The following is a 25,155-nucleotide window of genomic DNA, read 5'->3' as shown; positions in this document are numbered from 1 at the left end:
GGCCCCTCAGACCCGTCCCGCAGCGATGCTGCGGCCGATGATGTGCTTCATGATCTCGTTGGTGCCGCCGAAGATCTTCTGCACGCGGGAGTCGCGGTAGGCCCGCCCCACCGGGTACTCCAGCATGAAGCCGTAGCCGCCGTGCAGCTGGACGCAGCGGTCGACGACCCGGTTTTGCATCTCCGCGGCCCACCACTTGGCCTGGGCGGCGTCGACATCGCTCAGCTCACCCGCGTTGTGCGCCTCGATCGCCCGGTCGATGAATGACCGGGTCACGTTGAGCTCCGTGGTCATCTCCGCCAGCTCGAAGCGGGTGTTCTGGAAGTCGATGATCGGCTGCCCGAACGCCGTCCGGGCCTTGGTGTACTCGACCGTGTCGGCCAGCACCGCGGACGCCAGGCCGACCGCCCAGGCCGCGATCGAGAGCCGCTCGAGGGGCAGCATGCGCTTGAGCTGCGCGAATCCGCCTCCGACCTCGCCCAGGACGTTGGCGTCAGGGACGAAGACGTTCTCGAAGAACAGTTCGGCGGTGTCCTGGGCGTCCAGACCGACCTTGTCGAGCTTGCGGCCACGGGTGAACCCGGCGAAGTCGCGTTCGACGGCCAGCAGAGTGAACCCGCGGGGCCCGCCTCCGGGGTCGGTGCGGCAGACGGTGATGACCACGTCGGACTGGATGCCGGAGGTGATGAACGTCTTGGCGCCGTTGACCACCCAGCCACCGTCGACCTTGGCGGCGGAGGTGCGGATGCCCTGCAGGTCCGAGCCGGTGCCCGGCTCGGTCATGGCCACCGCCATGATCAGCTCCCCGGCGATCATCGGCGGCAGCCAGCGCTGCTGCTGCTGCTCGGTACCCAGCTCCACGACGTAGGGGATGAGGATGTCGTCCTGGAGGGAGAAGGAGGAGGCCAGCGAGCTCGCGAACGCCTTGCCGAGCTCCTCGTGCACGACCATGCGGAAGCGGTAGTCGCCTCCGGCCCCGCCGAGGTGCTCGGGCGCGGTGAGGCCGAGGATGCCCTGCTTCCCTGCGGCCAGCCAGACGTCGCGGTCGATGAGGCGCTGCTGGTCCCACCGCTCCAGATTGGGCGTCACCTCGCGGGCGACGAACTCGCGGACGACCTGCCGGAATGCCTCGTGGTCCGCCGTGTACAGGTCACGCTTCACGGTGGTACTCCTTCAGGACCGCCGGGTCGAACGCCGGCTCGGGCATCGAACGGAAGATGTCGGGCAGGTCGGTACCCACCCGATCGGGGAACACAGGAGAGCGCTTCTCGAGGAAGGCGGTGAATCCTTCCTGCAGGTCGGCGCTGACGCCGCGGAGATTGATGGCCAGCGTCTCGACCTGGTGGGCGGTCATGGGGTGGGCGGCCTCCTGCATCCGCCAGAGCATCCGGCGGGCCAGCGACGCGGAGACTGGGGCGGTGTTGTCGGCGATCTCGCGGGCCAGGGCGCGGGCGGCATCGAGCAGGCCGCCGGGGGCGTGCAGGGTGCGGACCAGCTTCTGCTCGAGCGCCTCGGTCGCCGGGAAGACGCGGCCGGTGAGCACCCACTCCAGTGCGGTCTGCATGCCGACGACGCGGGGCAGGAACCATGAGGAGCACGATTCCGGCACGACCCCGCGCCGGTTGAAGACGAAGCCGAACCGGGCGTCCTCGCTGGCGAGCCGGACATCGCAGGGCAGCAGCATGGTCGCGCCGACACCGGTGGCCGGTCCGTTGACCGCCGCGATGACGGGCTTCAGCGACGAGTAGATGCGCAGTACCACGCGGCCACCACCGTCGCGTCGCATCGGCATGGACTCGCCGGGGACCTCGTACGTGGTGCCCTCCGGGGCGGTGCCGGAAGTCCGCCAGTTCACGAAGGCGGCGTCGCCGTCGCTCACGTCCATGCCGGCGCAGAAGCCGCGCCCGGCGCCGGTCAGGATGACGGCCCGCACGTCGTCGTCGGCGTCCGTGCGGTCGAACGCCTCTACGAGGCCGACCTCCATCTCGTCGGTGAAGGCGTTGAGCAGTTCGGGCCGGTTGAGGGTGATGGTGGCGATGCCCTCGTTGACGTCCAGCTGGACGACGCTCACTCGGTTCTCCTGTCCGCTCCGCGCTCAGAGCCGTTCGAGAATGGTGGCGTTGGCCATGCCGCCGCCCTCGCACATCGTCTGCAGGCCGTAGCGGCCGCCGGTCGCCTCGAGGTGGTTGACCAGGGTGGCCATCAGCCGGGTTCCGGAGCCGCCGAGGGGGTGGCCCAGGGCGATGGCGCCGCCGCGCGGGTTGACGCGGTCGATCTCGACGCCCAGCTCCTTGGCCCAGGCGAGAGGCACAGGGGCGAACGCCTCGTTCACCTCGAAGGCGTCGATGTCGTCGAGGCGGAGGCCGGAGCGCTCGATCGCCTTTCGCGTCGCCGGGATGACGCCCGAGAGCATGAGGACGGGGTCGCTGCCGGTGACCGAGAAGGTGTGGAAGCGGGCGCGGGGACGCAGCCCCAGGGCCTCGGCCTTCGCCTCGCTCATGATCAGCGCCGCGGACGCTCCGTCTGTCAGCGGCGAGGAATTGCCTGGCGTGATGTGCCACTGGATCTCGGGGTACTTCTCGGCCATGGCCTCGTCGTGGAACGACGAGCGGAGACCGGCCAGCCCCTCCACGGTGGTCGAGGGGCGCACGGTCTGATCGACGCTGTGCAGCTGCACGGTCCCGTCCTCGGCGGAGAGTTCGATGGGGACGATCTCGTCGTCGAAGCCGCCGGCGGCCGCGGTCTCGGCGGCGAGGCGGTGGGAGCGGGCGGCGAACTCGTCCAGGTCCGTGCGGTCGAGTCCCCAGCGGGCGGCCATCAGCTCGGCGCCGTAGCCCTGGGAGGGCAGCCCCTCCGGGTAGCGGACGGCAAGGGGGCCGAGCGGGTCGCCGTCGGCGACATTGGAGAACATCGGCACCCGGCTCATGGACTCGACGCCGCACGCGATCGCCACGTCGTACGCGCCGGCGATGACGCCCTGCGCGGCGAAGTGGGCGGCCTGCTGGCTCGATCCGCACTGGCGGTCGACGGTCACGCCGGGCACGTGCTCGGGAAGACCCGCGGCCAGCGCCGCAGTGCGGGCGATGTTGAGGGTCTGGTCGCCCACCTGGCCGACGCAGCCGGCGACCACGTCCTCGACCAGCTGGGGGTCGACGCCCGTGCGCTCGATGAGCGCCCGGATGGTGGTGGCGAGGAGGTCGGCCGGGTGCACGCCGGACAGGGCGCCTCCCGGCTTCCCCCGGCCGGACGCGGTGCGGACGATATCGACGATCACGGCGCTGGTCATGGGCGAGTCCTAACTAAACGTTCGTTTAGCCAATGGAAGCAGTCGAGCGCGCCGTTGGCAAGCGACGTCGCATTCCTAGTGGCCGTTCAGGGGGATGCGCGGCTCTACGAACAGGCCATCGACGGTCACGAGGGCGGTCCCGTCGTCCTCGAGCGTCGCGTGCAGCTCGCGCTTTCGCCCGTCGGCGTCGTCTGCCCAGGCCGTGAACCAGACGGGTGCACCGACCGGCACGGAGGCCCGGTACTGCACGTGCAGGCAGGCGGTCCGGGCGCGTCCCTCGCTCAGCTCCCGGCTGAGGCGGCCCAGGACGTCGTCGGCCCAGAGTCCGATCGCACCGCCGTGCGCGGTGCCGACGGAGCCGTGGTGGAAGCGGGCGAAAGTGACCGTCCCCTGCATCCGCCGGCCGTCCCAGGTGTCCACGTTGTAGACGGGGCTGAGCGTCTGTCCGCGGTTGACCGGCCCGGGACCCATGTGGAGGCGTCCCACCTCGTCGTCGGCTCCGGAGTCGCGGAGCTCGCGAGCCACCTCGGCGACGATCCCCGCGAGCTCCCGGGCCCGCCGGCCATCGATCCGGGTGCCGCGGACCTCGTCCTGCAGGGCGCGGGTCGCCTGTGCGAGTTCGGCCCGGGGTGTCCCGCGCTCGTCGAGTGGCGAGCTTCCGGGATGGGTCACACCCCGGCCTCCGTCACGGGCACGCCCATTGCCTTGGCCTCGACCCGGGCGCCCGGAACGGCCAGCGCGGCGACACCGAGAACGGTGATGAGCACGGCGCCGAAACCGGCTGCTTTCGCCGCCCGGCCGATGCCGCGGTAGACGTCCTGGACGTTGGCCTCGTCCAGGCCGACGACGTACACGTCGAGGGAGACGAGCCCCGATGCTCCCCTCCGACGCCGGCGAGCGCTGTCACCGCGTTGCTGACGGCCACCTCGGTCTGCTCCACGAGGTCGACTTCTCCGTCGCTCAGACGTGTGTCGAGGCCGGTCCAAGTCTGTCCTGCGGTGTGGTCATCGACGTCCTGACCGAGGACGAGGCCGAGGCCGTGGCCGTCGCGCGAAGGTATGTGCTGCAGATCTTGGAGACGTCGCACGATGAGTACGCCGAGCACGACCAGCGGCTGCTGCGCCATGTCGTCCCGGAGAACCGGCTCCGCGTCTATGACGTGCGCCGGGCCATGGAGCTGGTCGCCGACGTCGGATCGCTGCTCGAGGTGCGCCCGGAGTTCGGGGTCGGCATCCTGACCGCCTTCGCGCGGATCCGTGGACGGGCGGTCGGGCTCCTAGCGAACAACCCGCAGCATCTGGGCGGGGCGATAGACGCGCCCGCGGCCGAGAAGGCGGCCCGTTTCCTGCAGCTCTGCGGCGCGCACGCTCTGCCCGTCGTCTCGATGGTGGACACCCCCGGCTTCATGGTCGGGCCCGCGGCGGAGGAGACGGCGACCGTGCGGCGCTTCGGCCAGCTGTTCCTTGCGGGCGCGAACCTGCAGGTTCCCGTCGTCGCGGTCGTGCTCCGCAAGGGCTACGGACTCGGCGCGATGGCGATGACAGGGGGCGACCTCAAGGCGCCGCTCGAGACGCTGTCGTGGCCGACCGGCGAGTTCGGCGGAATGGGCCTGGAGGGGTACGTCCGACTCGGCTACCGCAAGGAGCTCGAGGCGATCGCGGACCCCGCCGCCCGGCAGCGCCGCTACCAGGAGCTGGTGGACGAGCTCTACGAGCACGGCAAGGCGCTCAACATCGCGAGCGTGCACGAGGTCGACGACGTGATCGATCCTGCCGACACCCGGTGGATCGTCTCCCAGGTCCTGTCGGCCGCTCGTCCGACGGAGCGCACCGGGCGCAGCTACATCGACGACTGGTGACGGCCGGGGAGCGCCGCCCTCACCTCCGGCGGCGGCGCTGCCCGGCCCCTGTCGTGTTCCGGGAGGCTCGGAGCGCCTCAGCGGTACCGGTACTCCGGTACGCGCTTCTCGAGGAACGCGGACCGGGCCTCGGCAGCATCCTCGGTCAGCGCGGTGATGACCTGCTGCCGGTTCTCGAACTCGATGGCCGTCGCGAGGGTCGGCATCTCCAGGGCCGCCCACATGCCCTGTTTGGTGAGCCTGACCGACGCAGGCGGGTTGAGCGCGATCTCGGCGGCCTTGGCGAGCGCCGCGTCCAACAGGGCGTCCTGCGGCACCACGCGGTGGAGCATGCCGATGCGCTCGGCCTCGTCGGCCGCGAAGCGGCGGCCGGTGAGCATCAGCTCGTGGGCGTGACCCGCACCGACGATGCGCGGCAGCAGCCACGAGACGCCGATGTCGCACGCCGAGTAGCCGGCCCGGATGAAGGAGACCGCGAAGACGGCCTCGGGGGCCGCGATCCGGATGTCGCCGGCCAGGACCAGCGCCAGCCCGCCGCCCGCCGCGGGGCCGTTCACCGCGGCGATCACCGGGTGGGGGAGGGTCTGCAGGCACTGCGTCAACCGGGCGATCTCCTGCTGCCGGTCGAGGGTCGCCAGCGGCAGGCCCATCCGCTCCTCGCGCTCCGGGTCGCCGTAGCCCCCGAGGTCGAGGCCCGCGCAGAACCCGCGTCCCGCGCCGGTGAGCACGACGGCCCGGCAGTCCCGGTCCGCGGCCACCTCGTCGAGGACCTTGTGCAGCCGGTGCACCAGCGAGCCGTTCATCGCGTTCAGCCGTTCCGGCCGGTTGAGGGTGACCTGGAGGACGCCGTCGGCCGGCCGGTCCAGCAGGACGGCGTCCTGCGCGTCGGCGGTCACGCTCCGGTTCCCATGCCGATCAGGCGCTTCCGCAGGTCCAGCTTGTCGAACTTGCCGGTGCTGGTGCGCGGGATCGCGTCGACCCGGTCGAAGCTGTCGGGGATCCACCACTTCGCCACCCGCTCCGCGAGGAAGTCCCGCAGCTCCTCCTCGTCCAGCGGCCCGTCGGTGACGACGAAGGCGTGCGGGCGCTCGCTCCACCGCGCGTCCGGGCGCCCGACCACGGCGGCCTCCCGCACCCGGGGGTGGGCCATCAAGGCGTTCTCCAGGTCGACCGAGGGAATCCACTCGCCACCGGACTTGATGGCGTCCTTCGCGCGGTCGCGGATCTGCAGCCAACCCTGCTGGTCCAGGGTGCCGACGTCGCCGGTGCGCAGCCAGCCGTCCACGGTGACCTTCTCCGAGGTCACCTCGGGGGCCTTGTAGTAGCCGCTGGCCACCGCCGGTCCGCGCACCTCCACCTCGCCGGCGGACCCCCCGTCCTGGGGGAGGACGCCGAGCTCGGGGTCGCTGATCCGGACCTGGTAGAGGGGGCTCACCCGGCCGGCCAGGCTGCGCCGGTGCCAGCGCTCCTCCCCGGGCGCGTCCGGCAGGTCCTGGCTGACTGTCGCTCCGGGGAAGATCTCGGTCATCCCCCAGCCCTGCACCACCTCGACGTCGAACCGGCGCTGGTACTCGCGCATCATCTCCGTCGGCACCTGCGTGCCACCGGAGATCACCCGGCGGAGGGACGTCAGAGAGACGTCCGCCCCGGCGGGGGAGTCGACGTGGGAGAGCAGGTCCATCCAGAGGGTCGGGACGCCGGCGGACCAGGTCGCGCGGTGCTCGGTGATGATGCGGCCGAGCGGCTCCGGCTGGAGGAACCGGCCCGGGAGGATCAGGTCCGCACCGACCGCGGAGGCGACGAACGGCAGTCCCCAGCCCATCGCGTGGAAGAGCGGAACCAGCGACAGCACCCGATCCTCGGCGGTGATCCGGTAGACCTCGGTGCCGGCCATCAGAATTGCGTGCAGGACGACGGCGCGGTGCGAGGACAGCACGCCCTTGGGGTCACCGGTGGTGCCGGAGGTGTAGCACAGCGACGCCGCGGCGTGCTCGTCCAGGTCGGGCCACGCGAAGTCCGGGGACTCGGCAGCCAGCAACGCCTCGTAGCTCAGTGCGCCGGGCACTTCCACGCCCTCGGGCAGGGTGCCGAAGACGATGACGTGTTCCACGTCCGGACAGCGTTCGAGCACTGGCAGAAACTGCTCGGCCAGGCTGGCGTCGAGCAGGACGACGCGGTCCTCGGCGTGGCGGACGGTGTAGGCGATCTGGTCGGTGTGCAGCCGCAAGTTGATGGTGTGCAGGACGGCGCCCATGCCCATCACGCCCCAGTACGCCTCGACGTGCTCCGCGGTGTTCCAGGAGAAGGTGCCGACCCGGTCGCCCTCCCGGACGCCGAGACGCGCCAGAGCCGCGGCGAGCTGCCCCGCGCGCAGAGCGGTCACCCGGAAGGACTGGGTGCGGGCGGCGCCGGAGGCCTCCTGCACCGAGACGAGCTCACGGTCGCCGTTCACCTCCAGCAGGCGGCGGTGCAGCAGCTGCGTGGTCAGCTGGACGTTCATCATCAGGCCGGGCAGCACCGGAGCAGGTAGCCGGGCGCTCGCGGGGGAGTACCGGGTGCCGACTGGCGTCGGAGCGTTCATCGTGCCTCCGGGTGTGGGGTGAGTTTGGTCAGGACCGTAGACCGGCACCGGCCCAGGAGCTAGTAAGCGCTCGCTCGGTTCGGGTCGTGCGCCTCTCTGTTAGACACGGGTTCCCAAGGGTTGACGGCCGGTGTGGCTCGCCGTAGGTTCCCGAACGATCGTTCGAATGCTCTGGACCACATGCCCTAGCGGCAGTCCAGGCCGACCGCCCCCCGCGGGGGTTCTGAGAGGACCAGCATGCGCACCAGGAAGCCCGTCGGCCTCATTGCCGCAACGTCGCTCGGCCTGCTCGCCGCGTGCGGCAGTGACGGATCGGACTCCGGGTCAGGTTCCGGCTCGGAGGTCCAGTTGACCGTGAGCAGTTTCCTCACCGAGGACCACCCGGCCTCTCGGGGCTTCGAGGCCTGGATGGAGGAGGTGACCGAGCGCACCGACGGGGCGGTCACCTTCGAGACCTTCTACAACGGCTCGCTCTGCGGAGCGGCCGACTCGATCGCCTGCGCGGAGGACCGCACGGCCGACATCGTGATGTCCGTGCCGGCGTACAACCCGGAGATGACCCTGGCCAACATCGGGTCGGTGGCCTTTCAGACCAGCGATCTCCAGGCGAACCAGGACGCCCTCAACAAGCTGTACCAGGACAACGAGGACTACCGGGCCGAATACGAGAACCGGGGCCTCACGATGCTCTACACATTCAACAACTCGATGCCGGTGCTCGCCTCCGTCGAGCCGGTGAGCTCCCTGGACCAGATCGCCGGCATGTCCCTACGGGCCTCCGGCTCCATGAGCACCGGCATCGCCGCCCTGGGCGCCAACCCCGTCGCCATCGACCCGGCCGAGATCTACGAGTCCCTGGAGCGCGGCGTCGTCGACGGCGCCACCTTCCCACTCGAGAGCGTCGTGGACTACCGGCTGACCGAGGTCGCGCCGCACGTCTACGACCTCGGCGAGTACATGGGCTCCTACGCCATGAACGCCTACACGATGAACCTCGACGCGTTCGAGTCCCTCAGCGAGGACCAGCAGGCGGTCGTGCGCGAGGTCAGCGAGGAGATCGCCGGCAGCTATGTCGAGGAGTTCCTCGTGCCGACCATGGAGGAGAACTGCAGCGCCCTCGCCGAGACCGGCACCACCGTGGAGCGTCTCGGCCCGGACGAGGTCGGCCAGGCGTGGGCCGAGCGGGCCGGGGACGCGCAGCGTGCCGCCTGGGAGGAGAGCGCCGCGGAGTTGACCGACGCGCCGGCGATGTTCGACGCCTACCTCAGCAACATCGAGGAGGCCTCCACGGGTGAGGCGCCGACCACCGCCGAGATCTGCGCCGGCGTCTGACCCACTGACACGACCGACCACCGTGACGTGGGGCCGGCCCTGCCCGGCCCCACGTCACGTGTCCCGGAGGACCGCATGAAGAAGTTGGACGACCTGGTTGGGAAGGTCTCGGCGCTGCTCGCCGTGCTCGCCGCGGTCTGCACGCTGGCCATGATGTTCACGATGATCGCCGACGTGGGCAACAGGCTCGTCGGGAACGGCTCGCTGGCGGGTGCCTACGAGTTGGCCGCCATGCTCCTGGTGATCGTGGTGTTCCTCGGCTTCGCGTACGCCGAGCGCACCGAGACCAACGTGCGGGTGACGCTCGGGACCTCGCGGATGCCGCACGCCGTCGCGCGGGTGGTCCGGCTGGTCGGCGGCGTCGTCTCGACCGTCGTGGTGGCCGTCTTCGCCAAGGCCACGTGGGAGCAGGCGATGGTCTCGATGGAGCGCGGCGAGTTCACCCAGGGCATCGTCGATTTCCCGGTCTGGCCCACCAAGCTGATCATCGCCGTCGGGTTCAGCTTCCTGACCCTCGAGTGCCTCCTCGGCCTGTGGCGCCGGTGGACCTCCCGGCCCGCGGTGGAGGGCCGGATGGAGCGGCCGGCGGAGGCGCACCTGTGAGCGTCGACCTGATCACCCTGATCGTCTTCGGGCTCTTCTTCTTCCTGCTGGCAGCGGAGACCCCCGTCTCCTTCGCCCTGGCCGCGTCGGGTGGCGTCGGCATCGCGCTGCTCCGCGACGCCGAACTGGCCACCTCGGTGCTCGGCTCCGTGCCGTTCAACGAGACCCACAAGTACAGCCTCGCGATCATCCCGATGTACATCCTGCTCGGGATGTTCGCGTTGCACGGCCGGCTGGCCGAGCGTGTCTACAGCGCCGCAACCGTCGCGCTCCGTCGGCTGCCTGGCGGACTGGGCATCGCCACTGTGGGCGCCTGTGCGGGCTTCGCCGCGGTCTCCGGCTCGTCGGTGGCCACCGCGGCCAGCATCGGCAAGATTTCGGCGCACGAGATGATGCGCCACGGCTACAAGGCACCCTTCGCCGGCGGCATCGTGGCCGTCGCCGGGACGCTCGGCATCCTCATCCCGCCGAGCGTCGCCCTGGTCCTCTACGGCGTCATCGCCCGCGAGTCGATCGCCGACCTCCTGATGGCCGGCGTGGTGCCCGGCATCGTGGCCGCGCTGGCGTACGCCGCCTTCATCGCGGCGCGCGCCCGCCAGAACGTCGTGCCCGGGCAGGTCCCGCTGGCGCAGGCGCTCGCCGCAGCGGGAGGCAAGGCGCCGTCGGCCGCGGACGAGGAGCAGGCCGAGGTAACGAATTTCCAGCGCTTCCGCGCCACCGCGTGGATCGCCGCCATCTTCGCCGCGATCCTGCTCGGGATGCTCACCGGCCTCTTCACCGTGATCGAGTCGGCGGCCATCGGAGCGCTCATCGCCCTGGTGATGCTCGTCTCCGAGAACCTCCGCAGCGGCCTCCGGCCGATGTTCTCGCGAGCCCGCGGGGCGGTGCTCGAGGCGGCGTCGGTCACCTCCATGGCCTTCGCCCTGGTGGTGGGCGCCGGAGTCCTGTCGACCTTCCTGGTGATGGCCCGGATCCCGATGCAGCTCACCCAGTGGGTCGTAGGGTTCGACGTCCCGGGCTGGGTCATCGTCGTGGGGATCCTCGCGGTCATGGTGCCGCTGGGCATGTTCCTGGAGACCCTGTCGATCCTCGTGATCGTCGTCCCGCTGGTCCACCCGGTCATCACCGAGCTCGGCTACGACGGTGTCTGGTTCGGCGTGCTGTTCGTGATGATGCTCGAGATCGGCCTCGTCACCCCACCGGTGGGCATGAACACGTTCGTGGTCTCGATGACCTCTGGTCTTCGCCTCGAGAGCGTCTTCCGCGGGGTCACGCCCTTCGTCTTCGTCTCCTTGGCCGTGGTAGCCGCGGTCTTCGTGGTCCCCGACATCGCCCTCTGGCTGCCCGGCCTGCTCGCCGAGTAGCCCACTGCCCGCAGCCGGCCGTCTGAGGGCGGGCGGGTGCCCACCTCGAGGAAGGAGCCAGCCATGGCCGCGACTCACCAGGGTGAGTCCACGGTTGGGGGAGTCATCCTGCGCGCACTGCGTCGCTATCCCCAGGACCGCACCGCCTTCACCTGGGGTGAGGGCCCGGACGCCGTCCGGGGCTCGCTGAGCTACGGCCAGGCGCTCGACGCGATCGGTCGCACGCAGACGGTGTTCGCGACCGCCGGCCTGGGACCGGGCAGCCGAATCGGGATCCTCTCGGGCAACCGGGTCGACTCGTGGCTCACCGCCACCGCCGCCTGGTGCAGCGGCCTCATCGTCACGTACCTGCACCCGCTGGGATCCCTTGCCGACCACCTGTACCAACTGGGCGACGCCGGCGTCCAGGCGCTGTTCGTCGATCCGGCGAAGTTCGCTCAGCGCGGCTGCGACCTCACCGAGCACGCCGGCCTGCAGCACCTCTTCACCTTCGGTCCCGCGGAGACGGGCCGCGACCTGCACGCCGCCCGGGAGCAGGTGGGCGCAAGCACGGCGGTGGACGTGGCGGACGCCGGCGACCTGGTGTGGCTCAACTACACCGGCGGCACCACCGGCAAACCGAAGGGCGTGCGCTACCGGCACTCCTCGGTGCTCGGGCACTCCCGCTCGGTCCTCACCGACTTCGAGCTGCCCGCCGAGCCCCGCTACCTGGCGGCCGGACCGATCACGCACGTGGCGGGCACCAAGATCCTGCCGGTCCTGCACCGCGGTGGCAGCGTGCACCTGCTCGACGGCTTCACGCCCACCGGCGCCTTGCGGGCGATCGAGGAGCACCGGATCACGATGGCGCTGTTCGTGCCGACGATGATCTACGTCCTGCTCGACGACCCGGAGCTGGACCGCACGGACATGTCGTCCCTGGAGCTCGTGCTCTACGGTGCCTCCGCCATGTCGCCGACCCGGCTGGCGGAGGGGCAGGAGCGACTGGGGGACGTCTTCGCCCAGCTGTACGGCCAGAGCGAGTGCTATCCGATCAGCTACCTGTCGCGGGAGGACCACCGCCGTGGTCGCCTGGAGGACACGGGCCTGCTCGTCTCGTGCGGATTCCCCGTTCACGGCACGTCGGTGACGCTGCTCCGGCCGGACGGGGCACCGGTGCCGACCGGGGAGGCGGGGGAGATCTGCGTTCGCGGACAGGCGGCGATGGAGGGGTACCACGACCTGCCGGAGCTCACCGAGGAGGCGCTGGCCGGCGGCTGGTTGCACACCGGCGACATTGGCACCCTCGACGGGCGCGGTTATCTGACGATCGTCGACCGCAAGAAGGACATGATCGTCACGGGTGGCTTCAACGTCTTCCCCCGCGAGGTCGAGGACGCGCTCACCGCGCACCCCGACGTGGCCAGTGCGGCGGTCTACGGTGTCCCCGACGAGAAGTGGGGCGAGGCGGTCACGGCCGCCGTGGTCCTCAAGCCGGGGGCCACGGTCGACGAGGCGGAGCTCATCGCGCGGGTCAGGGAGCTCAAGGGGCCGGTGCAGGCGCCCAAGGAGGTCCGTGTGCTCAGCGAGCTGCCGTTGACCGTCGTCGGCAAGATCGACAAGAAGGCGCTGCGGGCCCGGTGACGCCGGGCCCGCGCGGCCGTTCCTTACTCCGTCGCGTGGTACTCCGCGGTGAGCTCGTCCGTCAGCGTCGCGACGCTCGGCACGGACGCCACGGCGGAGACCGAGTGGCCGGCGCTCCAGATGTGCGTCCACCGGCGGGGGCCCTCCGCCCCCGAGCCGAACATGGCCGCCGCCGTCTCGGGCCTCACCTGCTCGTCGAGGCGCTCGGGGTCCAGACCGGCCGCCTCGATCGAGGGGCGCAGCATGCTCGTGGCCAGGCCGGTGAACGCTTTGGTGAGGACGACGTCGTCCATGCCGCTGTCGACCAGCATCTGCTTGTAGGCCGGCGCGGCGCGGCTCTCCTCTGTGGCGATGAAGCGGGTGCCGAGGTACCCCAGGTCGGCTCCCAGCGTGCGGGCGGCGCGCAACGCCACCCCGTCGCCGATGCCGCCGGCCAGGATGACGAGGCCGTCGTACCAGCGGCGCACCTCGCGCACGAACGAGAAGGGGTTCAGCCACCCCGTCTGACCACCGGCGCCCGCGGTCAGCAACACGAGCCCGTCCACCCCGGCCTCGACCGCCCGCTGCGCATGGCGCATCGTCGCCACGTCGGCGAGCACCAGGGCGCCCGCGTCGTGCAGGGCCGGGACCACCTCGGCGGGGGGGCCCACGCTGGTGATCACCATCTCGACGCGGTGACGTACGAGCGTCTCGAGGTCGTCGGCCAGGCGCGGCTGGCGGATGATCAGGTTGGGGCACCACGGGGCCCACGCCTGGTTGCCGCGCTGCGTCGCGAGGCCCGAGAGCCAATCGTCGAGCTCGCCGGTCGAACGGGCGTTCACCGTCGGGAACGCCCCGACCACGCCGCTGCGGCAGGCGGCGGCGACGAGCTCCGGGCCGCTCACAGCCAGCATTGGGGCGGCGATGGCCGGGATGCGCAGCCGCTCGGCGACGGCTGCGGGCAGGCGAGGCGCGGCGGCCATTTCGATCTCCAAACTGAACGATCGTTCGACACCTTAGGATGACCCTTGTGCTGGGTCAAGGCGCCCCGGAGCGCGTACCGTGCCTGCGACTGCGCGTGACGAGGCGAGGAGCGAAGGCATGGAGGGCATGACCGCGGCCGGCAAGCCGCGCATCCGAGGCGGCAAGGAAGTCGTCCTCCGCGCCGCGATAGCGAACTTCACCGAGCGCGGGTACCACGGCACGTCCATGCGTGACATCGCCCGGGACGCCGAGGTCACGGTGGCGTCGATCTACCACCACTACCCGTCGAAGCAGGAGATCCTGGCCGAGATCATGGCCAAGACGCTGAGCGACGTGATCGGCTCAACCCGCCAGGCGCTCATGACCGCCGGGTCGTCCCCTGCCGACCAGTTGCAGGCCGTCGTCCGGGCGTGGATCGAGTTCCACACCACTCGGCAGGCGGAGGCGCTGATCGGCGCTTCCGAGCTCCGCAGCCTGGAGTCGGCGGGACGGAGGCTGGTCGTCGCGCTCCGCGACGAGCAGGAGAGCCTCTTCCGCGACATCGTCGAGCGCGGGGTCGAGATGGGCGAGTTCGCGACGCCCTACCCCCGGGAGGCCGCCCGGGCCGTGATCAACATGGGCCGTTCCGTGGCGTCGTGGTACCGCCTAGGGGGCGGCACCAAGCCAGAGGAGATGTCCGACCGGTACGCCGAGCTTGCGCTCGCCACCGTTCGCGGTCCCGCGGTCGGCACCACTCCCGCCTGAGTTCCCCGGTCGTGCCGCGCGCCCTTGACAGCGTGCTCGCAAAGATGCATGGTTCGAAGGGTAACCGAGCGCTCGTTCAGTTCGTCAGGCGGTTCATGGTGCGCCTCTGCGCTCCTCCTGCCGCCGTGGACGTCGCGGCGGTGGCGAGGGCGACGCCGTCGCGCTGGTCACCTGCGCCGGCCGATGCCTGCCAGCACGCGACCAGGAGGACCCATGATCCGCACCACGTTCACCGAGATGTTCGGCGTCGAGCACCCCATCTCCTGCGGCGGCATGACAGCCGTCGGCACGGCCCAGCTGATCGGCGCCGTGGCGAACGCCGGAGCGCTCGGCTTCCTCACTGCGCTGACCCAGCCGACCCCCGAGGACCTGGTCAAGGAGATCGGCCGCACCCGCGACCTGACCGACAAGCCGTTCGGCGTCAACCTGACGATCCTGCCGACCATCAAGCCGGTGCCCTACGAGGAGTACCGGCAGGCGATCATCGAGTCGGGCATCACGGTGGTGGAGACGGCCGGGGCCAACCCGGGCCCGCACATGGAGCACTTCAAGTCCGCCGGGGTCAAGGTGGTGCACAAGGCGGTGTCGGTGCGGCACGCCTTGAAGGCCCAGGCGCTCGGCGTGGACATGATCAGCATCGACGGCTTCGAGTGCGCCGGCCACCCGGGGGAGGACGACGTCCCCGGGCTCGTGCTCATCCCGGCCGCGGTGAAGGCGCTCGACATCCCGGTCATCGCCTCGGGCGGTATCGCGACCGGCGCCGGGCTGGTGGCCGCGCTCGCGCTCGGAGCAGTGGGCGTCAACATGGGCACCCGGTTCATGGCGACCGACGAGGCGCCGGTCCACGACAACGTCAAGCAGCAGATCGTCCGCAACACCGAGCGCGACACCGTCCTGGTCTTCCGGGAGTTCGGCAACACCGGTCGGGTGGTCCGCAACTCGGTGTCGGAGGAGATCATCGAGCTCTCGCGGCGCCCCGGCGCGACCTTCGACGACGTCGCCCACCTCGCCAGCGGCGTCCGAGGTCGCGAGCGGGTCCTGGCCGGCGGCGACATGGAGGACGGTCTGTGGTGGGCCAGTCAGGCCCAGGGCCTCATCGACGACGTCGCGAGCTGCGAGGCGGTCGTGTCCCGCATCGTGGCCGACGCCGAGACGCTCATCCACGACCGGCTCGGCATCGCCGGCTGAGCAGGGACCAAGCGGGCATGGTCCGGACGCAGCGATCGCTCCAGCCCGTGACGGGCTCGGTCCGCCCGGCCCCGGGTGCAGCCGTGCACACTCGCGGGGACGAGGCCCAGGGGCGGCGTCGCGCTTCCTCCTCCACCAGGTCGGAGTGACTCGAGGCCGTGTTGCGCACACGGTCCGGGGGGCCGGCCGACCGCCTCGGCCCGATCGGGATAGGGGCACTTCTCGGCACGCTCATGGGCACCAGTGGCATGGGCAGCGCCGCGGCCGCAGTGGCCGTGCCGGCGGTCGTGGAGCACTACGACGTCGCCGCGGGCCGCGGCGTGTGGGTGCTCGCGGCGTACACGCTCATGGTCGCCGTCGGGACGGCGCTCTACGGCCGGCTCGGCGACAGCCGTGGCATCCGGGGGCCGCTCGGCTTCGGCGTCGCGCTGCTCGCGGTGGGGGGCGTGCTGGCCGCACTGGCGCCCACGTACGGCTTGCTCGTCGTCGCCCGGCTCCTCCAGGGAGCCGGCGCCGCGGCGGCCCCGACCCTCACCATCGCGGCGCTGCAGGTGCTCTACCCACCTGGCGTCCGCGTGCGGGCCATGGGAGTCCTGGTCGGTACGTCCGTGGGCATCAGCGCCCTCGGGCCCGTGCTGGGTGGCGTGCTGACCGATGCCGTGGGCTGGCAGTCCACCATGCTGTTCCCCGCGTTCGGGCTGCTGGGCCTCGGCCTGCTCTGGCGGGTGATCCCCCGGCAGGGTTCCGGCGCGCGGCTGGACCACCCCGGAGCGGTCGTCGTGGCAGCGGTCGCCGGCGGGGTGGTGCTCCTCGTGCAGGCACCGGTGCTCGGTCCCGGTGCGCTGCTGGCGGGAACGGCCATGGTGATCGCCGGTCTCCCGCTGGTGCTGCTCCAGGTCCGGCTCCGGCCGACGGGCTTCCTGCCCCGGGCGGTGCTGCGCCGGCACCACGTCCTGGCCGGCGCCATCGGGGCGAGTGCAGCCACCATCGCCTACTTCGGCCTGCTCGTCGTGATCCCGGCCGTCCTCACCGCGCGCGGCTGGAGTGCTGTGCGGATCGGTCTGCTCATGCTGCCGGGCGCGGTCGTCGGCGTGCTGGTCTCCCTGGGTGTCGCCCGTCTGGTCGACCGGCGCGGAGCGGGTCCGTCGGTCACGGTGGCCGCCGCCTGCGCGACCGCGGCGGTGCTCACCTCCCTGGCCGCGACCTGGATCTCGCCGTGGGGGCACGCGGTGGCGGTCGCGCTCGCGTACACCGCCTACTCGGTGGGTCAGCCGGCGATGAGCACGGTCGTGCACGACGGCGTGCCCGTGGACCTGGCCGGGGTCTCGCTGGGTCTGGCCACCCTGGTCTTCTTCGCCGGGGGGAGCCTCGGTGCCGCGGTGGCCGGACTGGGGGCCGAGCTCGGTTGGGCCGTCGCCCTGGTCCTGCTGGCACTGGTGACGGCGGCCCTGGCTGTGCTGACGCGTGGGCGGCTCGCTGCCGCCTGACCCGAAGCGGCCGGTGCGCAGGTGACTCAGCCGCGGACGCCCATGACCCCGCACAGCGGCGGATCCAGGACGGCGACGTCCCGCAGGACCATCGCGTCCAGGCTCTCGGCGACCTCGTCGGGGAACGGCACCGAGCGCCGGGTGCGCATGTCGACGTGCACCAGGACGACCTCGAGGGTGTTCGCCAGCCGGTCGTTCGTCGCGTCGACCAGGTAGACCATCGCGTGAGCGGCCCGGTCGGAGCGTGCCAGCAGCTGCGGGTGGGCGGTGATCTCCTGCCCGAGGTGCATCTCCGCCCGGTAGGTGAGGTGGTGCTCGACGGCGAAGCAGCTGAGGTGCCGGCGCTCCCGGTAGTCGTCGTCCATGCCGGCGGCGCGCAGCGCGAGGTCGACGGCCTCCGCGCCGAGTCTCAGGTACTGCGTGATGTTCATGTGCCCGTTGACGTCGATGAAGTCCTGCGTGACCTCGGCGTCGTGGCGGATCGGCAGGGTGCGGACGACGTCGATGTCTGGTGCGGTTCTCACAGCGGCTCCCGCCTCTCTGAACGAACGAACGCTAGGATACTGCCACGCAGGCGTCCGCACCTGTGGTTCCGCCGCTTCCCGACTGCGTCGCTCTGGTGGCCAGCGCGACCGCACGTCCCTGCGTCGGGGTCGGGCATGCGCCTCGCGCTGCAGGGGGTGCCACGGAGCACCGACCTACTGAACAGGTAGCGCCGCCGGAGGGTCTCCCCGGCGCGACGGAAGGAATCCCATGATCGACTTCACGACCACCACGCCGGGACGCCGGCTCTCCACCCTGTCGCGGTCGGTCGCCGGCCGGCGGGTCATCGTCACCGGGGCGGCCAGCGGCATGGGTCGGGCCACCGCCCGCGTGTTCGCCGACGAGGGCGCCCGAGTCGTGGTGGCCGACCTCGGCACGGACCGGGTCGAGGCGGTGGTCGCCGAGATCCGTGAGGCGCACGGCGACCGGGCCGCGCTCGGCGTCGTCTGCGACGTGGCGCGACCCGACGACCTCGCACGCCTGGTGCAGGAGACCGTCGCCTGGGCCGGCGGCATCGACGTGGTGATCAACAATGCCGGGATCTCGGTCCGCAACGACTGCGTCCAGGAGGAGGCAGAGTTCGAGGAGTTGTGGTCACGGTCCCTCGATGTCAACGTCACGGCGCAGGTCCGGTTGGTGCGGTACGCGCTGCCGCACCTGCTGGCGTCCGACAGTGCGCGCGTCGTGAACATCGCCTCGACCGAGGCCGTCATGGCGATGTCGGGCCTGGTGGGCTACGCGGCCAGCAAGGCGGCAGTCGCGGGCCTCACCCGGAGCCTGGCGGTGGAGCTCGGCCCGCAGGGTGTCACCGTCAACTGCATACTGCCCGGGCCCATCGAGACGGCGATGACCGAGCGTTTCCCGGTCGACAAGAAGAAGGCCTACGCCCGGCGCCGGGTCCCGCTGGGTCGATACGGGTTCGCGGAGGAGGTCGCGCAGATGACGCTCAGCCTGTGCCTGCCGGCGTCGGGCTACGTCACCGGCGCGAGTATCCCGGTCGACGGCGGGCTCACCATCAAGCACATGTGACGCCGCGGGGCGCCGACGGCCGGCTCAGGTGCCTGGGTGGGCCCAGCGCGGGGTGCGCTTCGCGAAGAAGGCGGCGATGCCCTCGGCGCGATCGGGGGACGCCGCGGCCTCGGCGGCCGCGCGCTCGGTGAGCTCCCACTCGTCCGCCTCCCGCCGGGTGCGGGAGGCGAAGGCAGCGCGGAGCGTGGCGGCGACGGCGTCGGGGCTCGCCCCGCACACCTCGGTCGCGAGCTCCAGTGCGGTGTCCAGGGCGGCGCCCGGAGGGGCGAGTCGATTGACCAGCCCCAGCGCGTGCGCGCGCGGCGCGGCGAGCCGGCTGCCGGTGAGCAGCAGCTCCATCGCGACCTGCGGGCCGAGCCGCTCGGGCGCCCGGAACAGGGCGCCGCAGTTGGCGACCACGCCGCGCAGCGTCTCCGGCAGCCCCAGGACCGCGTCCTCCGCGGCCACGACCAGGTCGCAGGCCAGGACCATCTCCATGCCGCCACCCAGGGCAAACCCCTCCACGGCGGCGATGAGCGGCCGCGTCCTCGACCTCCGCACGAAGCCGTACTCGCCGCCGTCCGGGGTGGTGGGGCTGGCCTCCAGCGTCAGATCCGTGCCGGCGGAGAAGTAGCCACCGTCCCCGGTGAGCACGCCGACCCGGAGACCGTCCTCGTGCTCGAGCCGGTGCATGGCCGCGTCGATGGCGTCGGCCAGCGGTTGGTCGACGGCGTTGCGCCGCTCCGGACGCTGCATCGTCATGACGAGCACTCCGCCGTGGCGGTGCTCCACCCGGAGCGTCCTCGCGGGGTCGGTCGGCGTCATGACTCCTCCTCGGTGGCGGGCGTCCGCGCATCTGTGGCATGCCACTCGTATGCGTTTATAGTGCATGCGTTGTAGCATCTAATGCACCTGACTCAATACGCAGGAAGTGGGCACACCATGTGGGGCTTCGAGACCGAACCCGAGTTCCAGGCGGAGCTGGACTGGATCGAGACGTTCGTCCGGGAGAAGGTGCAGCCGCTGGACTACATCCTGGGCAGCCAGTGGGACATCCACGCCCCGGAGTTCGAGCGGCTCGTGCGGCCGCTGCAGCGGGAGGTCAGGGAGCGGGGGCTGTGGGCGTGCCACCTGGGGCCGGAGCTGGGCGGCCCCGGCTACGGGCAGCTGAAGCTGGCGCTGATGAACGAGAAGTTCGGGATGTCCCGGTTCGGGCCGATCGTGTTCGGATCCCAGGCGCCCGACACCGGCAACTCCGAGATCCTGGCGCACTACGCCACGCCGGAGCAGAAGAAGAAGTACCTCGAGCCACTCCTCGCCAACGAGGTGGTCTCCTGCTTCTCGATGACGGAGCCGCAGGGCGGTGCCGATCCGACCGCGTTCGAGACCCGCGCGGTGCTGGACGGGGACACCTACGTCATCAACGGGGAGAAGTGGTTCGCCTCCGAGGCCGACACCGCGGCCTTCCTCATCATGATGGTCGTGACCGACCCCGACCACCCCGACCCCTACAAGCGGTCGTCGATGTTCATCGTGGACAGGGGCACCCCGGGCATCGAGAACCTGCGCAACTACGGCTTCTACGGCGAGCCGGAGCCCACCCACGCACACCTGCGGCTGACCGACGTGCGGGTGCACGAGTCGCAGATGCTCGGACCGCGGGGCGAGGCGTTCGCGGTCGCCCAGACCCGGCTGGGTGGCGGCCGGATGCACCATGCGATGCGCACCCTCGCCCAGGCCACCCGGGCCTTCGACCTGACCTGCCAGCGGGTGCTGTCGCGCACCACCAAGGGCGAGCTCCTCTCGGACAAGCAGATGGTCCAGGAGCGCATCGCCGACATGTGGGTGCAGATCAGGCAGTTCCGGCTGCTGGTCCTGGAGACCGCATGGCTGGCCGACCAGGGGCACGACTGGAAATCGCTGCGCAAGAACGTGTCCGCGGTGAAGATGGTGATGCCCAAGGTGCTGCACGACATCGCTTCGACCGCGCTGCACCTGCACGGGTCGCTGGGCCTCTCCCACGACATGCCCTTCGCGGAGCTGGTGATCAACTCCTTCCACGTCGGCCTGGCCGACGGTCCCACGGAGGTGCACAAGATGGTGGTCGCCCGGCAGGTGCTCAGGGACTACAAGCCGGCCGACGGCGACATCCCCTCGTACACCCGGCCCGAGCAGGAGCGACGGGCACGGGCCCTCTACCCCGAAGAGGCCTGACCGTGGCAGGCGGCACCCCGCCCCGGCGCCGCACGGCCGAGGTCCGGTCACCCGATAGCGGGGTGGAGGACCTGGTCGACGTGGCCGCTCTCCAGGACTGGATGCAGTCGCAGGGCGTCACCGACGGCCCCGTGCGGCTGGGGGAGACGCTTGGGGGCGGAACGCAGAACGTGCTGATCAAGGTCCGCACCGGCGACCGCGACATGGTGCTGCGTCGCGGCCCCCGCCACCTCCGGCCGCGGACCAACGACATGCTGCGCCGCGAGATGCGGGTCCTCGAGGCGCTGAGCGGCACCGAGGTGCCGCACGCCCGCTTGATCGCCGCCTGCCCCGACGAGGAGGTGCTCGGAGGGGCCGTCTTCTACTTGATGGAGGAGGTGGACGGGTTCAATCCCGCCGTCGGGCTCTCCGGAGCGGCGTCCCGCTCCCTGGATGTCCGGCGCCACCTCTGCCTGTCCACCGCGGCGGCCGCCGCCACGCTGGCCGCCGTCGACCACGAGGCCGTCGGCCTGGGCGACATGGGGAACCCGACCGGCTTCCTCGAGCGCCAGGTCGGCCGATGGCGCTCGGAGCTGGTCTCCTACAGCTCGTTCGCGGGGTACGACGGGCCGGACCTCCCTGGGGTCGAAGCGCTGGGGGACTGGCTCGACGACAACCGCCCCGCGCAGTGGCGACCCGGCATCCTGCACGGCGACTACCACCTGGCCAACGTCCTGTGCGACCACCGGACGGGCTCCGTCGCCGCGGTCGTCGACTGGGAGATGACCACCATCGGCGACCCGCTGCTCGACCTCGGGTGGCTGCTCGCCACCTGGCCGCGGGGAGACGGGCCCGAGATCCTGTCCGACGGCGTCCGCGCGCTCGCCGGCGTCGTGGACCGCGACGACCTGGTCCGGGAGTACGCCGAGCGCTCCACCCGTGACCTGTCCTCGGTCGACTGGTACGTCGTCCTGGCCTGCTACAAGCTCGCGATCGTGCAGGAGGGCACCTATGCCCGTGCGTGCGCCGGCCTCGCCCCCCGCGAGGTGGGCGACCGGCTCCACGCCGGCAGTCTCGTGCTCCTGGCGCGTGCCCGCGAGATCACCGGAACCTGATGACCGGCGGAGAAGGAGCACACAGATGAGCCGACCCCTGGAAGGCGTCCGAGTCCTGGAGATGGCCGGCATCGGACCCGGCCCGCACGCATGCATGATGCTCGCCGACCTCGGTGCCGAGGTGGTCCGCGTCGAGCGCCCAGGGCGCCGGGAGGCCGCCACCGACCGGCACACGCTGCGAGGGCGAACGGTGGCCGAGGCCGACCTGAAGTGGCCGGAGGACCTCGAGCGGGTCCGCACCCTCGCGGCCCGCGCCGACGTGCTGGTGGAGGGCTTCCGGCCCGGCGTGATGGAGCGACTGGGGCTCGGTCCGCAGGGCCTGCTGACCGACAACCCCCGGCTCATCTACGCCCGGATGACCGGGTGGGGCCAGGACGGTCCGCTGGCTCCCCGCGCCGGGCACGACATCAACTACATCTCGCTCACCGGGGCCCTGCACGCGGTCGGGCCGGCGGAGCGGCCGTTCCCGCCGCTGAACCTGGTCGGGGACTACGGGGGCGGGTCGATGATGCTCGTCGTAGGCGTGCTCGGCGCGCTGGTCGAGCGCGCGCGCACCGGCGAAGGCCAGGTCGTGGACGCGGCGATGGTGGACGGCGCGAGCGTTCTGGTGCAGGCGCTGCTCGAGTTGCGGGACATCGGTCTCTGGAACGACACGCGCGGCGACAACCTGCTGGACGGCGCTGCGCCGTACTACCGGACATACCGGTGCGCCGACGGCCGCTTCATGGCCGTGGGATCCATCGAGCCGCAGTTCTACGCGCTGCTGGTGGACGGACTCGGCCTCCGCCTCGACGAGTTGCCCGACCGCGACGACCGAGCAAACTGGCAGGAGCTGGCGAAGCTCTTCGCCGACCGGTTCGCCGAGCACGACCGCGACCACTGGGTGGCGGTGTTCGAGGACACCGACGCCTGCGTAACGCCGGTGCTGACCTTCGCCGAGGCGCCGGCCCATCGGCACGTCACCGCCCGCCGCTCGCTCGTCGACGCCGGCGACAGCTCGGTGGTGGCCGTGCGGGCGCCCCGCTTCCTCCCCGCGGCCGGCGCGGATGCCGTCGGGTCGGACCGCTCCACCGAGGTGCCGGGCGCGCCGCGCGAGGCCGAACTGGCCGACGTCGTCGCCGCCTGGGGCGCCGGGGACGGCTGAGTCGCCGGGCTCAGCGATGCTCGGCGCGGCGCTCCTCCAGCAGACGGCTCGTCTCCTCGGACAGCTGCGCGCCGAGCACGGCCGCGACCAGATCGGTCAGCTGGCTGGCGAACAGCTCCGCCGGCTGCCCGGGCGCGATCCGGGCGCGGCGGCCGAGCTCGATATGCGTGAACCGCAGCGCGGCGAACCGCCGGTGCAGCGGGGGACCGGCGGTGCCGGCGGGCATCAGGGGCTCCACCAGGACCGACCACCGCTCCAAGCTCCCCTCCGGGTCATAGACCAGGGCACCCAGGGCGTCGTGTGGGTTGACCAGTGCCTCGGAGCGGTTGACCAGCTGGGCGGCCACCTGGAGGAAGTCGGAGCCGTCCTCGTCCTGCAGCTCGGTCACCAGGGGGTCCACCAGGATGCCGGCTGCCTCCCGCAGGGTGACGTCCCCCCGGGCGGTGAGGTGGTCGAGCAGCGCGTGCCGGCGTACCGACACGCGCGGGACGTGCAGGTCCATGAGCGCCCGGAGCAGACCCTCCCGGTCGCCGAAGTGGTACTGCAGCGCGGTCGTGTTGCGGTGCCCGGCGGACCGGGTGATCTCCCGCAGGGACACGCCCTCGAGGCCCTTCACGGCCAGCAGCCGGGCCGCCGCCCGCAGGATGCGGGTCCGCGCGTCTGCGCCGGGTAGCCGGTCGGCCCGCGACCGCGAGGCGCCCGCCTGGTCCGCCGCGCGGAGCGATGCTTCTGTCATGCGAGAACCGTAGCAAGGTAAGTCAGTAAAGACCGGCGCTCATACATCAGCACTAGTACTTGTGGCAGACGACTTAAGCCGCATAGCATCCCTGCGTCGAACGACATGGCGTGGATCACACCTCAGGAGGATTCGGATGGGCAAGCTCCGGTCGATGCACAAGGCCCTCGGCGTGGCCGCTGCCACGGCGCTGGCGCTCACCGGCTGCGGTGGCGGTGCCGACGCGGGGGGTGCGACCGGCAGCGCGGGTGAGGACGGCGTCATCACGGTCAAGCTCGGCGTCGTCGGTCCCAAGACGGGGCCCGCATCCCTCTATTACGAGTACATGGACCAGACCTTCGAGACGTTCTCCGACGACTTCGAGGAGAAGTACGACGTCCGGTTCGAGGTGATCAGCGAGGACGACCAGGCGTCCCCGGAGGAGACGGCCCGTGCAGTCAGCCGGCTCATCAACGAGAAGGGCGTGCACGCCCTGATGGGTCCGCCGCTCTCGGGCAACTCCCTCCAGGTCGCCGACGTGGTGCAGAAGAGCCAGCTGCCGTGGCTGCTCCCTGGTCCGAACGCGGACGAGATCATCAACTACGACATCCAGCCCAACTGGGCCTTCATGACCAACTTCACCAACCAGCAGATCATGGCGGTCCTCGGTGAGCGGCTGTGGGCGAACGGGCAGAAGGTCGGCATCGTCTACTCCGCCGACGGGTTCGGTCAGTCCAACCTCCAGCACCTGAAGTCCTGGGCGGAGGAGAACGGCCACGAGGTCACCGCTGAGGAGACCATCCAGCCTGGCGCGAGCGACGCCAACGCCATCATCCAGCGCTTCAAGGATTCGGGCGTCGACTCGGTGTTCATGGGCATCACGCAGGGCGCGGACACCGCGACCGTCACCCGGGCGATCGAGCAGGCCGGCTTCGAGCCGAAGACCATCATGACGACGGGCACCATCCTCACCAACTACAAGGACGTCGCCGACCCGTCGCAGTGGGAGAAGATCCAGATCGTCGACCCGCGGAACTTCCTCGAGGGCGGCGACTCCGAGGTGCTGGCCGCGGTCCGGGAGGCGACGGGCGAGGCCCCGGCGATCCCGACCAACAACATCAGCACCTACGCGATACTGGACATCTACGCACAGGCCGTCCAGGAGGTCGGTGACGCCACCGACTTCGAGGCGGTGCGCCAGGCGATCGAGGACATCGAGACCGTCCACATCGGTGACAGCCTGACGATCGAGAACCCGTTCTCCGAGGACGACCACGTCCTCTACGACGACGACCCGGCGAAGTGGCACACCTACGGCTTCGACGAGAACTTCGAGCTGGTGCACCTCGGCACGGCTGCCGAGTGCCTGCAGAAGAGCTGCTGACGCAGGTCATCGGCGAGGACTGGA

General features: G+C 71.2%; 24 protein-coding genes. 13 read left to right on the top strand and 11 right to left on the bottom strand.

From position 1 onward, the window contains the following. Window positions 1–6: 6 nt before the first annotated feature. The 5 genes from CHB94_RS20035 to CHB94_RS20015 form a co-directional block, all read right to left on the bottom strand. On the bottom strand, window positions 7–1,161 hold the full coding sequence (locus CHB94_RS20035) for an acyl-CoA dehydrogenase family protein (RefSeq protein WP_089338325.1): 1,155 nt from the start codon (window positions 1,159–1,161) through the stop codon (window positions 7–9). Further along, the gene (locus CHB94_RS20030) at window positions 1,151–2,071 is read right to left on the bottom strand and encodes a crotonase/enoyl-CoA hydratase family protein (RefSeq protein WP_089338324.1); all 921 of its coding nucleotides are present in this window, start codon (window positions 2,069–2,071) and stop codon (window positions 1,151–1,153) included. The genes CHB94_RS20035 and CHB94_RS20030 overlap by 11 nt, the downstream gene beginning before the upstream one ends. A 24-nt stretch (window positions 2,072–2,095) precedes the next feature. Further along, window positions 2,096–3,286 carry a thiolase family protein gene (locus CHB94_RS20025; protein WP_089338323.1) on the bottom strand — a complete coding sequence of 397 codons (1,191 nt, stop codon included), beginning with the start codon at window positions 3,284–3,286 and terminating at the stop codon, window positions 2,096–2,098. A gap of 75 nt (window positions 3,287–3,361) precedes the next feature. After that, window positions 3,362–3,958, bottom strand: a complete 597-nt coding sequence (locus CHB94_RS20020; RefSeq protein ID WP_089338322.1) for a PaaI family thioesterase — start codon at window positions 3,956–3,958, stop codon at window positions 3,362–3,364. Beyond that, window positions 3,955–4,140 carry a hypothetical protein gene (locus tag CHB94_RS20015; RefSeq protein ID WP_089338321.1) on the bottom strand — a complete coding sequence of 62 codons (186 nt, stop codon included), beginning with the start codon at window positions 4,138–4,140 and terminating at the stop codon, window positions 3,955–3,957. Before CHB94_RS20015 ends, CHB94_RS20020 begins: the two co-directional genes overlap by 4 nt. 20 nt (window positions 4,141–4,160) lie before the next feature. On the opposite strand from CHB94_RS20015, the gene CHB94_RS20010 reads away from it, so the two are divergent. Then, on the top strand, window positions 4,161–5,144 hold the full coding sequence (locus CHB94_RS20010; RefSeq protein WP_089338320.1) for a carboxyl transferase domain-containing protein: 984 nt from the start codon (window positions 4,161–4,163) through the stop codon (window positions 5,142–5,144). 77 nt (window positions 5,145–5,221) lie between these two features. On the opposite strand, the gene CHB94_RS20005 is transcribed toward CHB94_RS20010, so the two are convergent. Together CHB94_RS20005 and CHB94_RS20000 are read right to left on the bottom strand one after the other, a co-directional pair. Continuing rightward, complete coding sequence (locus CHB94_RS20005) at window positions 5,222–6,040, bottom strand: enoyl-CoA hydratase/isomerase family protein (protein ID WP_089338319.1); 819 nt, start codon at window positions 6,038–6,040, stop codon at window positions 5,222–5,224. Then, window positions 6,037–7,725 carry a long-chain-fatty-acid--CoA ligase gene (locus CHB94_RS20000; protein ID WP_217899395.1) on the bottom strand — a complete coding sequence of 563 codons (1,689 nt, stop codon included), beginning with the start codon at window positions 7,723–7,725 and terminating at the stop codon, window positions 6,037–6,039. Before CHB94_RS20000 ends, CHB94_RS20005 begins: the two co-directional genes overlap by 4 nt. Before the next feature lie 354 nt (window positions 7,726–8,079). Here CHB94_RS20000 and dctP point away from each other — a divergent pair, with 354 nt between their 5' ends. From dctP to CHB94_RS19980, 4 genes are all read left to right on the top strand, one after another. After that, window positions 8,080–9,057, top strand: a complete 978-nt coding sequence (dctP, locus tag CHB94_RS19995) for a TRAP transporter substrate-binding protein DctP (protein ID WP_176445661.1) — start codon at window positions 8,080–8,082, stop codon at window positions 9,055–9,057. A gap of 75 nt (window positions 9,058–9,132) precedes the next feature. Beyond that, window positions 9,133–9,660 (top strand): TRAP transporter small permease subunit, encoded by a 528-nt coding sequence (locus CHB94_RS19990; RefSeq protein WP_089338317.1) that lies wholly within the window; start codon window positions 9,133–9,135, stop codon window positions 9,658–9,660. Then, entirely contained in the window at window positions 9,657–11,024 is a 1,368-nt protein-coding gene (locus tag CHB94_RS19985; RefSeq protein WP_089338316.1) for a TRAP transporter large permease, read from the top strand. The genes CHB94_RS19990 and CHB94_RS19985 overlap by 4 nt, the downstream gene beginning before the upstream one ends. A gap of 63 nt (window positions 11,025–11,087) precedes the next feature. Beyond that, a complete protein-coding gene (locus CHB94_RS19980) occupies window positions 11,088–12,647 on the top strand; it encodes an AMP-binding protein (RefSeq protein WP_089338315.1) in 1,560 nt (519 codons plus the stop codon). A gap of 23 nt (window positions 12,648–12,670) precedes the next feature. Here the strand turns inward: CHB94_RS19980 and CHB94_RS19975 are convergent, their stop codons facing one another. Next, window positions 12,671–13,609, bottom strand: a complete 939-nt coding sequence (locus tag CHB94_RS19975; RefSeq protein ID WP_089338314.1) for an NAD(P)H-dependent flavin oxidoreductase — start codon at window positions 13,607–13,609, stop codon at window positions 12,671–12,673. A 118-nt stretch (window positions 13,610–13,727) separates the two neighbouring features. On the opposite strand from CHB94_RS19975, the gene CHB94_RS19970 reads away from it, so the two are divergent. The 3 genes from CHB94_RS19970 (at window position 13,728) to CHB94_RS19960 (ending at window position 17,029) form a co-directional block, all read left to right on the top strand. Beyond that, window positions 13,728–14,354, top strand: a complete 627-nt coding sequence (locus CHB94_RS19970) for a TetR/AcrR family transcriptional regulator (RefSeq protein ID WP_089338313.1) — start codon at window positions 13,728–13,730, stop codon at window positions 14,352–14,354. Between the two features lie 213 nt (window positions 14,355–14,567). After that, window positions 14,568–15,542: an NAD(P)H-dependent flavin oxidoreductase gene (locus CHB94_RS19965; RefSeq protein WP_089338312.1), complete on the top strand. Its 975-nt coding sequence runs from the start codon at window positions 14,568–14,570 to the stop codon at window positions 15,540–15,542. Between the two features lie 158 nt (window positions 15,543–15,700). Beyond that, a complete protein-coding gene (locus tag CHB94_RS19960; protein ID WP_141137574.1) occupies window positions 15,701–17,029 on the top strand; it encodes an MFS transporter in 1,329 nt (442 codons plus the stop codon). Window positions 17,030–17,055: 26 nt separating this feature from the next. Here the strand turns inward: CHB94_RS19960 and CHB94_RS19955 are convergent, their stop codons facing one another. Then, the gene (locus CHB94_RS19955) at window positions 17,056–17,553 is read right to left on the bottom strand and encodes a thioesterase family protein (protein ID WP_089338310.1); all 498 of its coding nucleotides are present in this window, start codon (window positions 17,551–17,553) and stop codon (window positions 17,056–17,058) included. 229 nt (window positions 17,554–17,782) lie between these two features. Here CHB94_RS19955 and CHB94_RS19950 point away from each other — a divergent pair, with 229 nt between their 5' ends. Further along, on the top strand, window positions 17,783–18,601 hold the full coding sequence (locus CHB94_RS19950) for an SDR family NAD(P)-dependent oxidoreductase (protein WP_089338309.1): 819 nt from the start codon (window positions 17,783–17,785) through the stop codon (window positions 18,599–18,601). 24 nt (window positions 18,602–18,625) lie between these two features. On the opposite strand, the gene CHB94_RS19945 is transcribed toward CHB94_RS19950, so the two are convergent. Further along, window positions 18,626–19,405: an enoyl-CoA hydratase-related protein gene (locus CHB94_RS19945; protein ID WP_089338308.1), complete on the bottom strand. Its 780-nt coding sequence runs from the start codon at window positions 19,403–19,405 to the stop codon at window positions 18,626–18,628. A gap of 117 nt (window positions 19,406–19,522) precedes the next feature. Between CHB94_RS19945 and CHB94_RS19940 the strand changes: the two genes are divergently transcribed. Genes CHB94_RS19940 through CHB94_RS19930 form a run of 3 tightly spaced genes read left to right on the top strand, consistent with a single transcriptional unit; the run spans window position 19,523 to window position 23,032 of the window. Continuing rightward, the gene (locus tag CHB94_RS19940) at window positions 19,523–20,794 is read left to right on the top strand and encodes an acyl-CoA dehydrogenase family protein (protein ID WP_089338307.1); all 1,272 of its coding nucleotides are present in this window, start codon (window positions 19,523–19,525) and stop codon (window positions 20,792–20,794) included. 2 nt (window positions 20,795–20,796) lie between these two features. Further along, on the top strand, window positions 20,797–21,888 hold the full coding sequence (locus CHB94_RS19935) for a phosphotransferase family protein (RefSeq protein ID WP_217899394.1): 1,092 nt from the start codon (window positions 20,797–20,799) through the stop codon (window positions 21,886–21,888). A 25-nt stretch (window positions 21,889–21,913) separates the two neighbouring features. Next, window positions 21,914–23,032: a CaiB/BaiF CoA transferase family protein gene (locus tag CHB94_RS19930; protein ID WP_089338306.1), complete on the top strand. Its 1,119-nt coding sequence runs from the start codon at window positions 21,914–21,916 to the stop codon at window positions 23,030–23,032. Window positions 23,033–23,042: 10 nt separating this feature from the next. Here CHB94_RS19930 and CHB94_RS19925 read toward each other — a convergent pair whose 3' ends face one another. Continuing rightward, the gene (locus CHB94_RS19925; protein WP_089338305.1) at window positions 23,043–23,768 is read right to left on the bottom strand and encodes a TetR/AcrR family transcriptional regulator; all 726 of its coding nucleotides are present in this window, start codon (window positions 23,766–23,768) and stop codon (window positions 23,043–23,045) included. A 136-nt stretch (window positions 23,769–23,904) separates the two neighbouring features. Between CHB94_RS19925 and CHB94_RS19920 the strand changes: the two genes are divergently transcribed. After that, window positions 23,905–25,131 (top strand): ABC transporter substrate-binding protein, encoded by a 1,227-nt coding sequence (locus CHB94_RS19920; protein ID WP_089338304.1) that lies wholly within the window; start codon window positions 23,905–23,907, stop codon window positions 25,129–25,131. Window positions 25,132–25,155 lie beyond the last annotated feature (24 nt).

It is taken from the genome of Blastococcus mobilis, from assembly GCF_900188025.1.
GTDB classification, from domain to species: Bacteria; Actinomycetota; Actinomycetes; order Mycobacteriales; family Geodermatophilaceae; genus Blastococcus_B; species Blastococcus_B mobilis.
Note: the sequence above shows the minus strand (reverse complement) of the source record. Positions and strands in the feature narration are given on the sequence as shown.

Bases quoted from the DNA above. Each gene is read 5' to 3' on its own strand.
- CHB94_RS19975 (WP_089338314.1), bottom strand. From the start codon at position 13,609: ATGGCCGCCGCGCCTCGCCTGCCCGCAGCCGTCGCCGAGCGGCTGCGC.
- CHB94_RS19945 (WP_089338308.1), bottom strand. From the start codon at position 19,405: ATGACGCCGACCGACCCCGCGAGGACGCTCCGGGTGGAGCACCGCCAC.
- CHB94_RS20000 (WP_217899395.1), bottom strand. From the start codon at position 7,725: ATGAACGCTCCGACGCCAGTCGGCACCCGGTACTCCCCCGCGAGCGCC.
- CHB94_RS19940 (WP_089338307.1), top strand. From the start codon at position 19,523: ATGTGGGGCTTCGAGACCGAACCCGAGTTCCAGGCGGAGCTGGACTGG.
- CHB94_RS19990 (WP_089338317.1), top strand. From the start codon at position 9,133: ATGAAGAAGTTGGACGACCTGGTTGGGAAGGTCTCGGCGCTGCTCGCC.
- CHB94_RS19950 (WP_089338309.1), top strand. From the start codon at position 17,783: ATGATCGACTTCACGACCACCACGCCGGGACGCCGGCTCTCCACCCTG.
- CHB94_RS20025 (WP_089338323.1), bottom strand. From the start codon at position 3,286: ATGACCAGCGCCGTGATCGTCGATATCGTCCGCACCGCGTCCGGCCGG.
- CHB94_RS19930 (WP_089338306.1), top strand. From the start codon at position 21,914: ATGAGCCGACCCCTGGAAGGCGTCCGAGTCCTGGAGATGGCCGGCATC.
- CHB94_RS19925 (WP_089338305.1), bottom strand. From the start codon at position 23,768: ATGACAGAAGCATCGCTCCGCGCGGCGGACCAGGCGGGCGCCTCGCGG.
- CHB94_RS19965 (WP_089338312.1), top strand. From the start codon at position 14,568: ATGATCCGCACCACGTTCACCGAGATGTTCGGCGTCGAGCACCCCATC.
- CHB94_RS19970 (WP_089338313.1), top strand. From the start codon at position 13,728: ATGGAGGGCATGACCGCGGCCGGCAAGCCGCGCATCCGAGGCGGCAAG.
- CHB94_RS19980 (WP_089338315.1), top strand. From the start codon at position 11,088: ATGGCCGCGACTCACCAGGGTGAGTCCACGGTTGGGGGAGTCATCCTG.
- CHB94_RS20010 (WP_089338320.1), top strand. From the start codon at position 4,161: ATGCTCCCCTCCGACGCCGGCGAGCGCTGTCACCGCGTTGCTGACGGC.
- CHB94_RS19920 (WP_089338304.1), top strand. From the start codon at position 23,905: ATGGGCAAGCTCCGGTCGATGCACAAGGCCCTCGGCGTGGCCGCTGCC.